Source organism: Pseudomonas sp. SMN11, from assembly GCF_052041945.1.
Classification (GTDB): domain Bacteria; phylum Pseudomonadota; class Gammaproteobacteria; order Pseudomonadales; family Pseudomonadaceae; genus Aquipseudomonas.
The window spans coordinates 1-11042 of the sequence record NZ_JBKGGW010000066.1 but is presented as its reverse complement, the minus strand read 5'-3'; the positions used below and the strand labels follow the sequence as shown (position 1 = coordinate 11042).

The window sequence follows — 11042 nt, the reverse complement described above, 5'->3', positions numbered from 1 at the left end:
CAGGGCGTTTGTCATGGTTCAAAGGTCCCGTCAAATCAGGCCGCAGGCTGCAGACCCGATACTACATTTACTTGATTATTCAAGCATTGCGCGAGACCCTGAGGGCCGTCCAATATCAAATGAATCTCCCACCATACCCAGGAGGTCTGATGGAGCTGCGCCACCTTCGCTACTTCAAGGTCCTGGCCGAAACCCTGAACTTCACCCGCGCCGCCGAACTGCTGCACATCGCCCAGCCGCCGTTGAGCCGGCAGATCAGCCAGCTGGAAGAACAGCTCGGGACGGTGCTGGTGCTGCGCGAGCGCCCGCTGCGCCTGACCGAAGCCGGGCGCTTCTTCTACGAGCAGACCTGCACCTTGATGCAGCAGCTGGAGAACATCAGCGACAACACCCGGCGCATCGGCCAGGGCCAGCGCCAGTGGCTGGGCATCGGTTTCGCTCCCTCGACGTTGTACACGGTATTGCCGGAGCTGATCCGCGAACTGCGCAAGGACAGCGAGCTGGAACTGGGCCTGAGCGAGATGACCACTCTGCAGCAGGTGGAGGCACTGAAAAGCGGGCGCATCGACATCGCCTTCGGCCGCATCCGCATCGACGACCCGGCGATCCAGCAGCAAGTGCTGCGCGAAGACCCGCTGGTGGCGGTATTGCCTAAGGGCCATGCCCTGGCCGGCGCGCCGCTGACCCTCGAACAGCTGGCCAGGGAAGCGTTCATCCTCTACCCCGCCAACCCCCGGCCGAGCTACGCCGACCACATCCTCGCGCTGTTCGCCCACCACGGCATGAGCCTCAAGGTCAGCCAGTGGGCCAACGAGCTGCAGACCGCCATTGGCCTGGTCGCCGTCGGGCTGGGCGTGACCCTGGTGCCGGAGTCGGTGCAACAACAGCACCGCACCGATATCGAGTACGCCAGCCTGCTAGACCGCAGCGCGGTCAGCCCGATCATCCTCAGCCGGCGCAAGGGCGACAGCAGCCCGATGGTGCAGCGCTGCCTGGCGCTGATCGCCCAGCAGGCCGTAAGCGAGCCTTTGAGCTAGCCACGTTCGAAAAAGCTGCTGCCCTTTTCCTTGAGCAGCGTCACCAACGCCCCTGCCGCTGGCGACAGGTAGCCGTCCGTGCGCACCGACACGGCCACGGTGCGGCGCATGGTGGTCTGCTTCAGCGGCACTTCGCGCAGCCAGGACATGCCCAAGCCATGCTCGAGGGTTTCCCGGGCGGCGAAGCTGAGCAGCTGAGTACGCGCGATCAGGCGGGGCAGCAGCGAGATGGCGTTGGTCTCGATCTGCACCTGCGGCGCTGGCAACAGGTGGGCGATGAACACGTTGTCGATCCAGCGCCGGGCGGTCACCGTCGGCCCCGCCAGCACCCAGCGGTACTGGCAGAGGCGCTGCAGGGTAATGGGGCCGGCGAAGATCGGGTGCTCGGCACTGGCCACCACGATCGCTTCATCTTCGAGGATGGGATAGGTGGTGAACTCGGGGTCCATGGCGATCTGCGGTGAAATGATCACATCCAGGCGCCCGGCGCGCAGGGATTCCTCGAGCACATCGTCCTGGGCGATGGACAGCTTCAAGGTCACTTCCGGTGCCCGTTCCAGCAACGCTGCGGTCAGGTGCGGCAGCAGGTGATCGGCCATGCTCGCCGCGCAGCCCAGGCGGATGTTGCCCACCAGCCCGCTGGCGAAGTCACGCACCTCGCGCTCGGTCTCGGCGATGTGCAGTTGCAGCTGCTTGCCCCGCGCCAGCAGCAGCTTGCCGACATCGGTGAGCTTGATGCGCCGGCCATCGCGCTGGAACAACCGGGTACCCAGGGATTCCTCCATCCGCTGGATGCTCTTGCTCAGTGCCGGCTGGCTGCGGTTGAGCTTCTCCGCCGCCCGGCCCAGATGGCCCAGCTCGGCGATGGTTTCGAAATAGGTGAGGTCACGCAGGTCCATGATTCATGAATTTCAGTTATGGTTTCATCGAAAGTAGAAAATAGACTTGATCGATTGCGCCGTCGATAATTTTCTTCGCTGGCGCTGCCAGCCCCGCGTTATCGCTGCGCGAGGAGTATCCACGTTGCAGACCGCCCTACCCGCTTCTTTCAGATCCCTCTTCCAATGGCTCGCCCTGCTGATTTGCGCCGGTACCTTCGGCCAGTTGCTGCATGCCCTGGCCGTACCGGCCGGGTTGTTCCTCGGCCCCATGCTGGTGGCCATCATCTTCGGCGTCTCAGGCGCGCAACTGCACTTGCACCGCCAAGTATTTCGCTTCGGCCAGGGCTGCGTCGGCCTGCTGGTCGCCCACTCGGTGACCTGGGCGGTGCTGGTGTCGATGGCCCAGTACTGGCACCTGATGCTGGTCGCCACCTTCATCACGGTGGTACTCAGCGCCCTGGTCGGCCTCGGCACCGTACGCTTCGGCGGCATCCCCGGCAGCACTGCCGCCTGGGGTACCGCGCCGGGGGCGGCGTCGGCAATGGTGTCGATGGCCGAAGAAAATGGCGCCGACGGCCGCGTGGTGGCGACCATGCAATATGTGCGCGTGGTGTGCGTGGTGATGATCGGCTCGCTGGTAAGCCACCTGCTCGGCGCCACACCGGGCGCAGGCGCGGCGGCCCATGCACCGGCGGCGCTGGAAGACCCGCACCTGGCCAACAGCTTGCTCAGCCTGGGCGTGGTGCTGGTGGGCATCACCCTTGGTAACCGCCTGCCTGCCGGTGCCTTGCTGACACCGCTGCTGCTCGGCGGCGCCCTGCAACTCAGTGGGTTGCTGACCATCAGCTTGCCCGAGCCCTTGCTGGCGGTTGCCTACGGTGCCATCGGCTGCTACATCGGCCTGCGCTTCGACCGGCAGACCGTGCGTTATGTATGGAAGCGCCTGCCAACCATGATTGCCGGGGCGGTGGCGTTGATCGTGCTGTGCGCCGCGTGTGCCTACGTGCTTGCGCTGGCGATGGGCACGGATTTTCTGTCGATGTACCTGGCGACCAGCCCGGGCGGGCTGGATGCCATGGCGATCATCGCCGTCGAGACCCATGCCGATGTCGGGTTGGTGTTGGCGATGCAGACGTTGCGCCTGTTCGGGGTGATTCTGACCGGGGCCTTCTGTGCGCGACAGATCATACGCCTGACCCGGGCCTGACTGACTTCTTCGCGGGCTTGCCCGCGAAGAGGCGAGCCTGTCAGTCGCGCAGGAAGCTGTCTTCGAACGGGTAATGGGTCAACAGCTCAAACCCGGTCTCGGTCACCAGCAACTGGTTCTCCAGCTTGATCCCGTCGCGCCCGCCCACCTCGCCGACATAGGCCTCGACACACAGCGCCATGCCCGGCTGCAGCTCACCTTCATAGCCATAGGACTCAAGGTCTTCTGGGTAGCGGATGCTCGGGTATTCGTCGCACAGCCCCACACCATGGAACATCACGCCATAACGCTGCGCGCGGCAGCTTTCCGGCAGGCGATGGCCGTTGCGGGTCAGTTCGGTGAAACGCACACCGGGCTTGACCATATCGGCGTTGACGTGGATGTGTTCGTGGGCGATGCGATACAGGCGCTTCTGCTCGGCGGTAGGCTCGACATCTCCGCAAATCCAGCTGCGCGACATGTCCACGCAGAATCCATACACACCGATCAGGTCGGTGTCGAACGACAGCAGGTCGCCGTCGCTGAGCACCCGCGGGCCGGACTCCTGATACCAAGGATTGGTGCGCGGCCCGGAGCTAAGGATGCGGGTTTCGATCCACTCGCCACCGCGGCGGATGTTGCCCGCATGCAGCGCGGCCCAGACATCGTTCTCAGTGGCGCCCGCACGCATGGCCTGGCGCATCTCGGCGATCGAAGCCTCGCAGGACGCGACCGCACAGCGCATGGCGAGGATTTCGTCCGGCCCCTTGATCAGGCGGGCGAACTCGGTGACTTCCTGGCCGTTGTGCACCTGCACGCCCAGCGCATCGAGGGCGCGCAGGCCGGCGACCTCGATGCGGTCCACAGCCAGGCGGCGGTTGTTGCCGGCATGGGTGCGCAGCAATTCATCGACCTGTGCGCAGAAACGCCTGGCATGCTCCTCCGTGCGGTCACCCGTCTCGAAATAGAAGAAGGACGCACCGCTGCGCAGCTCGCTGACCAGCGGCAGGTGCGCGGAAAGGTGATCGCAGCCATGGAAGTCCCACAGCACCACATGGCCGCTGGCGGCGACGAAGCAGGCGCGAGCCGGGTTGTGGGTGGTCCACAGCTGCATGTTGGTGGTGTCGGTGGCGTAGCGGATGTTCAGCGGATCGAACAGCAGGATGCCGCCGAGATCGCGGGCGATGAGCTGCTCGCGGATGCGTTGCAGGCGGTACTCACGCATGCTCGGCAGGTGCGGCGCCTGCAGGCCGAGCCTGGCCCATTCGGCGAAGGCCAATGGGGTCGGGCCGATTTCGGTGCGGTCATTGTCGTCGACCGAACCATCGGCCTTGAGCGCGGCGGCGCGCTGGCGGGAGGGGTCGATGCGGCGGGCCTGGGCGGGGATCGAGAACGGTGAGGTCATCATGGCGTGCGGTTTTCCCTGGTCTTATTGTGTGGAAACAGCGGTATTGATGATGTGCGATTGCGGGCAGGCCAACGCCCTCAAAGCCGTCAGGACAATGCCCGAAAGCGGCGCTGGCCCGTGGCGTCATGCAAGGCGCGGCGCAACCTCGCTCAGGCGCCGGGTCATCAGCTCGCAATACCAGTCGACGAACTGGCAGACGCCGTTCTCCACCAGTCCAGAATAGGGGCCCGGCTGGTAGGCCGGCGAGGTCACACCGACCTGGGTGCCCTCCACCAGCCGGCGATCCTGGTCGTTGGTGGCCATCCATACCTTGGTCAGGCGTTCGAGGTCATAGTCCACGCCTTCCTGGGCGTCCTTGGGCACCAGCCACCTGGTGGTCACCAAGGTCTGCCCCGGCCCCTGCGGCAACACGCGGAAGCTCAGGGCGTGGTCGCCGAGAAAATGGTTCCAGGTCGAGGGGTAGTTGAAGTACAGCAACGCGCCGATGTTGGCCACGCCGCTGCGGTCCAGGCGGCGGGCCACGGCCGGCTTGCCGTCCATGGTGTAGCTGGTGGCGCCATTGTTGAGCGGGATACGGGTCATGCGGTACTGGCCAGCGGGGTCCATGACCAGGCGGCTGGCCATGCCGTTGGCTTCGCAGACGTTCCAGTGCGCGGCCAGCCCCGGGTCTTCCTCACCGCCAATGCCCTGCACCGACACGTTCTCGACGAACGAGTTGAGCAGCTCGGGGTGGGTACCGTCGCAGTGGTAGCACTCGCGGTTGTTCTCGAACACCAGCTTCCAGTTGCCCTGTTCCACCAGGTTGGCCTCGAAGGCGACCTTGCAGTCTTCCAGATAGTGCGGGCCGATGAAGGGCGACACGGCGCTGCGAAAGGGCTCGAAGTCCGGCGCAATCTTGGCCACGCACACGTAGATGTAGCTGTGCACCACTTCACAGTGGGCCGGCATCAGGCCGTGCTCGACGGTATTGAAGTCAGGGCCCATGTTGCCGGCGAACAGCAGGCGGCCATCGAGCTCGAAGGTCCATTTGTGGTACGGGCACACCAGCTTGGCGACCTTGCCCTTGGCCTCGGTGCATACCTTGGAACCGCGGTGCCGGCAGGCATTGTGGAAGGCGCGCACCTGGCCATCACTGCCACGTACCACAGCCACCGGGTAGTCACCGACCTGCAGGGTGATGTACTGGCCGGGCTTTTCCAGTTCGAAGGTATGCCCGGCAAAAATCCACTCGCGGTGCCAGATTTGTTCAAGATCCTGCCGGTACAGGTCCGCATCGCTGTAGGCGGCACCCGGCAAGCCATGTTGAGGTTTGCGTTGCTTGATCAGGTCCAATACATCGGTGTGCTGCATTATTGTTGTTCTCCCGCGTGGGACTTCTATGCAGGGATTCGTTCGGTTAGTCTCTGAAACGAATAACAAAGCGTCATCGCTGCTGCCTGATCACAGTCTATTGCCAGTGTTTTGCCGCTAAGAATCGACATTTTCTGGGGCTAATTGATTACCAAAACGTATGGTCAAGCACACCGAACCCGATCAGACCTTGATCAAGATGCCCTCGCTGCGCGCGGTCAAGGCATTCGTCGCCGCCGCCCGCTACCAGAACTTCACCCGCGCGGCCGAAGCGCTGTGTGTGACCCAGGCGGCGATCAGCCGGCAGATCCGCGACCTTGAGGAGCACCTGGGGGCCGAACTGTTCAACCGCGCAGGGCGTGCAGTCGAGCTGACCCCGGCTGGTTCGATCTTCTACGACGCCGTGCAGCTGTCGTTCACCAACATTGCCCTGGCGGCCGACCGTATCCGCCACAGCGAATCACCCAAGCAGCGCGTCACCTTGTGCTGCTCACCGGCATTCGCCAACTTCTGGCTCGGGCCGAAGTTGCCGGCCTTGTTCGCGGCCTATCCCGAGATCGACCTGAACATCGTAACGACGCAGAACTTCCTGACCCTCGAGAACGGCGTCAACCCGGACATCATCATCTGCAAGATGGCCAAGAGCGGCCAGGGTTACTTCAGCCAGCCGCTGGTCTGCGACGTGATCTACCCGGTGTGCACCCCGCAGTATCTGGAACAGCACCCAGAGATCCGCACCCTGGACGGCCTGCGCAACACCGCCCTGCTCAACCTCAGCCCGTTCGGCCGCTCGCAGGTGGCCGAACACGTGGACTGGAAAGTCTGGTTCGCCTATCAGGACATCGACCTCGACCGGCGTGATGCGGACGCCCCGCAACTGTTCAACGCCAACGACTACAGCCTGCTGATGCAGCTGGCGCAGCACCATCAGGGCGTGGCCCTGGGCTGGCATTACCTGGTCGCGCCGCTGGTGGAACAGGGCTTGCTGGTGCGGCCGGTGAGCGACACCCTGGTGCACCGCGACACCCGCCATTACCTAAGCCTCAGCGAAGCCAAGAGCCATGACGCCAGTTGCTGCAAGCTACGCGACTGGTTGATCGAGCAGTTCGACTGGTCGCTGCATGAAGAAGCCGACAGCCTGGCCGAAGGTCAAGAGTAGGCGGCACTACCCCTTCAACGCCGCCTCGATTTTCGCCACGTCGATCTTGCCCATGTTCATCATGGCGTCGAACGCCCGCTTGGCGGCGGCCTTGTCGGGGTTGGCGATGGCTTCGATGAGGATGCGCGGGGTGATCTGCCAGGAGATGCCCCACTTGTCCTTGCACCAGCCGCAAACGCTCTCGCTGCCGCCGTTGCTGACGATGGCGTGCCAGAGCCGGTCGGTTTCGGCCTGGTCCTCGGTACTGACCTGGAACGAAAACGCCTCGCAATGCTTGAACGTGTCGCCACCGTTGAGCCCCACGCAGGGAATGCCCATCACGGTGAACTCGACGGTGATCACTTCACCGGCCTTGCCCGAAGGGTAGTCGCCGGGGGCCGGGTGCACCGCGATGACCTTGCTGTCGGGGAAGGTCCTGGCATAGAAATTCGCCGCGTCTTCGGCATCCTTGTCGAACCACAGGCAGATCGTGTTCTTGGCAGTCATGGCAAGGCTCCATGGGAGAACAGAAAGCCTTGAGTCTAGCCCTTCAGCCCTGGCTGGCGATGGCCACGGCCAGTTCAGGGTCGCTTACCGTCGATTGCGGATAAGCCTGGCGATAGTCGCGCAGCGCCTGCTGCAGGCGCGGGCCGCACAGGCGACCGTTGGTCGCGACATAGGCCAGGGCATCATCCCGAGCGGCTGCGGTGCTGCTCAGCGGATGGCTGGTGGACTCGCTGAGCGCCGCCGTGCCAAGGCTGCTGCCAATGGTGAAATGGTCGCTCACGCTGCCCTTGCCGTCCATGGCCCAGGCCTGGCTGCAACACAGTAGCGCCAAAGTGCTTGCCAAACACATTCGATTCACGCTGCAGCCCCAGATAAAAATGCCAGTTTTGCACAACCGCCAGCTCAGTGCCCCTGTGGTTGAGACGTATTGGCCGGCAAAAGCGCAGCAGCTCCATGGAAAACTCAGAAAAATCCTACGAACACAGAAGGAGCTTCCCACAACTCACCTGATTCACAGCACTGCATCATTGCGACAAACCTCACAAGCGACTGTTCGCAGGGAGATACAGGTTTGTCGGACTTCAAATCAAAGTTGCAGCACCTCAGCGCCGAGCAGATCGAGGCGCTGTACAGCGAATACATCGGCGGTGAAAGGATCGCGGTGCTGCTCGAACGCTACGCCATCGACATCGCCCCCAGCAGCCTGATCAAGGCCTTTCCCCCGGTGCCCTGCGCCGAACTCGAGTGCCCTTACTGCGAAGTCAGCCTGTACGAGCGGCGCAAAAGTCGCTCGGCCAACAGCTGGAACGACAACCTGGCCTACTGCCCGAACTGTGCCCACCGCCATTACTTCCCTGGCCGCAACAAATGGAAACGCGATTGCGCCTGCCAGCCCTGCCTGGCGGCGCGTGAACGGGCCAGGCAGGCAAAGGCCGTGGAGCGGCGCCAACGCATCAACGAGCACTGGTCATTGGCAAAGCGCCTGCCAGTGCCATTGCACACGCTGTCGATCACCCGCCAGTTGCAGTTGCTGGCCGTGCTCGAAATACGCATGGATGCGCAAAAGGGTTGCATCCAGGCTGCGGAAAAGACCCTCGCAGACGCGCGCATCAGCCCTTCGCCGAGCATGGATTCGGCCATGTTGCTGGCACTGCACGAAGATCAGCTCCTGCTGGTAGACCCCGATTCACCGCTGGATGCCTTCAGTGACGACCCAACGCCAAAGGCCTGGCAGAACAAAGTCCGCTGGATCGCCAATGTCAGCCTGGATGAGCCGCAGCGGGCCGAACTTGGTCCCCTGTATCGCGCGCTGCACAAGGCAGTGTCCAATGGCCCACAGCCGCAATGGCATGACGAGCTCGTCACGGCCATCAAGCTGCTTTGCAATGAAGAAGTCTGTGCCTACATCGCCACCCGCAGCGCAGAACACGGCCTGCCCTTCGAGGCCAGGAAGAAAGCCGCCGAAGTCGCAGAGCAGCTGCTCGACGCACACCCCGTGCGGCACATCTGGTCACTGGTCAATACTGCCATCCGAGGGGCCCTGTCATTCGTGGCTCGCGCCCAGGTCAACAAACTCCACGCCGCCAACAGCATTCCCGGGAGCCTGCTGTCGCTGAGCGAACGCGCCATCCGGGAGCATTGGCAGTTCACGGTATCGCGCTACGACACCTACACCCCGCGCTCAGGCTTCAGCCGGGCGCTGTTTGACGTGCTGTTGCAACAGCATGACCATGGTCTGTGCCGCAAGGTCAGCGACTACATTGCAGAGCTGCCTGGGCATGCGCATACCCATGGCGGCACGCTGTTCTGCGCGATGTGCGGGTCGAACCTGGTACATGTGCAGCCAGGGCCTCGGGAAACCGTCGTCAATTGCAAGGACTGCCTTGCCAGGACCTTGGTAGCGACCTAGCCGACACCGGCAGCAGGCATTGACCCGCGCCTCGTACACCCGTACGATTTTGCCGTACACCTGTACGATAATCTCAGCGAGCGTAGAATGCCTGCCACCCTCACCCACTGGTCCCGCCAAGCGCTTTACTTGCTGTTCCTGCTCCCCGGGCTGACCCTGGCCACCTGGGTTACCCGCACCCCTGCCCTGCGCGACGGCCTGCAGGCCTCCACCGAGCAGATGGGGATGATCCTGTTCGGCTTTTCTTCGGGGGCCATGCTGGGCATCCTCAGCGCCGGCCGCATGATTGCCCGCCAAGGTGCCAACCGTACGCTTCGCCTGGGCCTGCTGGGCCTGTCGGGCGGGCTGTGAGTGCTGGCGGCGAGCAGTGACCTGAACAGTGCCTGGTGTGCCTTTGCCGGCTTGCTGGTGTTTGGCCTGGGCATGGGCTGGGCGGATATCGCGGCCAACATTGAAGGTGCAGCGGTGGAGCGCGCCATCGATGCGCCGATCATGACTACGCTACATGGGTTTTTCAGCCTCGGTACCCTGGTCGGCGCCCTGGTCGGCATGGCCATGACCGCAGCCGAAGTGCCGCTGGATGTGCATTTGCTGGCCATGGCCGGCCTGTCGGCGGTCGCTACCCTGGTGCTGATCGGGCACGCACCCCGGGCCAGCGAAGCGCCTGACGAACGACAGGACGGTGACGTTCATGCGTTGCACTGGGCGACTTTGCTAAAGGACCGGCGTTTGCTGCTGATCTGCCTGGTGGTGCTGGCCATGGCTCTGGTGGAAGGCGCGGCCAACGACTGGCTGCCGCTGCTGATGATCGATGGCCATGGTTTTGCGCCAACCACCGGTACCTTGATCTACCTGGTCTTCACCATCGGCATGACCCTTGGCCGCTTTGCCGGGGCGCCGGTGATCCGCCGTTTCGGCCGCACCTTCACCCTGCGTGCCAGCGCGCTGATCGGCACCCTGAGCCTGGCGTTGGTGGTTTTCTGCGATGTGCAGTGGGTGGCCGCTGCCGCCGTGGTGCTCTGGGGCATCGGCGCTTCGCTGGGCTTTCCGCTGGCCATCTCGGCGGCAGGCGAGAGTGGCGCAGGTGGCGATCAACGGGTACGCCTGGCGGCCACGGCAGGCTACCTGGCCTTCCTGGTCGGCCCGCCGCTGCTGGGTTTCATTGGCGAACATTTCGGCCTGCGCCTGGCCATGCTGCCGGTGCTGACGCTGGTGGCCATAGCCTACCTGCTGGCCTCGTCGCTGCAGGAGCGCAATCGCCAGCAAGGAGAGACTCCAGCCAGTAACCAACTTGGTTAACGCTGTTTGCTGTTTGCTGTTTGCTGTTTGCTGTTTGCTGTTTGCTGTTTGCTGTTTGCTGTTTGCTGTTTACTGTTTACTGTTTGCTTTTGATTTTGCTTTTGCTTCTAAGTGCACGGTAGCTCAGCAAACGCCGAATGCGACTTCAGGAGGCCGAGCGCAGGCGTCTGGAGGGCCAGGGTGCGCAGCACCCCTTCGGCGTAGCCGAAGGCGCGAGATGTAGACTTGCGAAGCAAGTCGTAGGCCGCGCGGGCCCGGAAGGCGCCGGAGCGAGGGGACCCCGGAGCGCAGCGCAGGGGCCGGATGATGGGAGCCAGCGTTTTTTGG

At 63.6% G+C, this 11042-nt stretch carries 11 protein-coding genes; 6 read left to right on the top strand and 5 right to left on the bottom strand.

What is annotated here, in order from left to right:
• Window positions 1–149: 149 nt before the first annotated feature.
• A complete protein-coding gene (locus ACLEJU_RS28190) occupies window positions 150–1037 on the top strand; it encodes a LysR family transcriptional regulator (RefSeq protein ID WP_435425473.1) in 888 nt (295 codons plus the stop codon).
• Here ACLEJU_RS28190 and ACLEJU_RS28185 read toward each other — a convergent pair.
• Window positions 1034–1936: a LysR family transcriptional regulator gene (locus tag ACLEJU_RS28185; RefSeq protein ID WP_435425474.1), complete on the bottom strand. Its 903-nt coding sequence runs from the start codon at window positions 1934–1936 to the stop codon at window positions 1034–1036. The genes ACLEJU_RS28190 and ACLEJU_RS28185 overlap by 4 nt on opposite strands.
• Window positions 1937–2060: 124 nt before the next feature.
• Here ACLEJU_RS28185 and ACLEJU_RS28180 point away from each other — a divergent pair, with 124 nt between their 5' ends.
• The gene (locus ACLEJU_RS28180) at window positions 2061–3125 is read left to right on the top strand and encodes an AbrB family transcriptional regulator (RefSeq protein WP_435425475.1); all 1065 of its coding nucleotides are present in this window, start codon (window positions 2061–2063) and stop codon (window positions 3123–3125) included.
• Window positions 3126–3165: 40 nt separating this feature from the next.
• Here ACLEJU_RS28180 and dddP read toward each other — a convergent pair whose 3' ends face one another.
• On the bottom strand, window positions 3166–4512 hold the full coding sequence (gene dddP, locus ACLEJU_RS28175; RefSeq protein ID WP_435425476.1) for a dimethylsulfonioproprionate lyase DddP: 1347 nt from the start codon (window positions 4510–4512) through the stop codon (window positions 3166–3168).
• A gap of 123 nt (window positions 4513–4635) precedes the next feature.
• A complete protein-coding gene (locus ACLEJU_RS28170) occupies window positions 4636–5862 on the bottom strand; it encodes an aromatic ring-hydroxylating oxygenase subunit alpha (RefSeq protein ID WP_435425477.1) in 1227 nt (408 codons plus the stop codon).
• 160 nt (window positions 5863–6022) lie between these two features.
• On the opposite strand from ACLEJU_RS28170, the gene ACLEJU_RS28165 reads away from it, so the two are divergent.
• On the top strand, window positions 6023–7021 hold the full coding sequence (locus tag ACLEJU_RS28165) for a LysR family transcriptional regulator (RefSeq protein WP_435425478.1): 999 nt from the start codon (window positions 6023–6025) through the stop codon (window positions 7019–7021).
• 6 nt (window positions 7022–7027) lie between these two features.
• Here the strand turns inward: ACLEJU_RS28165 and ACLEJU_RS28160 are convergent, their stop codons facing one another.
• Window positions 7028–7507, bottom strand: coding sequence for a VOC family protein (locus ACLEJU_RS28160; protein ID WP_435425479.1), 480 nt, complete (start codon window positions 7505–7507; stop codon window positions 7028–7030).
• Between the two features lie 43 nt (window positions 7508–7550).
• Window positions 7551–7856: a DUF2388 domain-containing protein gene (locus ACLEJU_RS28155; protein WP_440776771.1), complete on the bottom strand. Its 306-nt coding sequence runs from the start codon at window positions 7854–7856 to the stop codon at window positions 7551–7553.
• Between the two features lie 222 nt (window positions 7857–8078).
• Here ACLEJU_RS28155 and ACLEJU_RS28150 point away from each other — a divergent pair, with 222 nt between their 5' ends.
• The 3 genes from ACLEJU_RS28150 to ACLEJU_RS28140 all read left to right on the top strand — a co-directional run bounded on the left by ACLEJU_RS28150 (window position 8079) and on the right by ACLEJU_RS28140 (window position 10715).
• On the top strand, window positions 8079–9416 hold the full coding sequence (locus ACLEJU_RS28150) for a hypothetical protein (RefSeq protein ID WP_435425481.1): 1338 nt from the start codon (window positions 8079–8081) through the stop codon (window positions 9414–9416).
• 87 nt (window positions 9417–9503) lie between these two features.
• Window positions 9504–9767 carry a hypothetical protein gene (locus ACLEJU_RS28145; RefSeq protein ID WP_435425482.1) on the top strand — a complete coding sequence of 88 codons (264 nt, stop codon included), beginning with the start codon at window positions 9504–9506 and terminating at the stop codon, window positions 9765–9767.
• Window positions 9768–10715 carry an MFS transporter gene (locus tag ACLEJU_RS28140; protein WP_435425483.1) on the top strand — a complete coding sequence of 316 codons (948 nt, stop codon included), beginning with the start codon at window positions 9768–9770 and terminating at the stop codon, window positions 10713–10715.
• Window positions 10716–11042 lie beyond the last annotated feature (327 nt).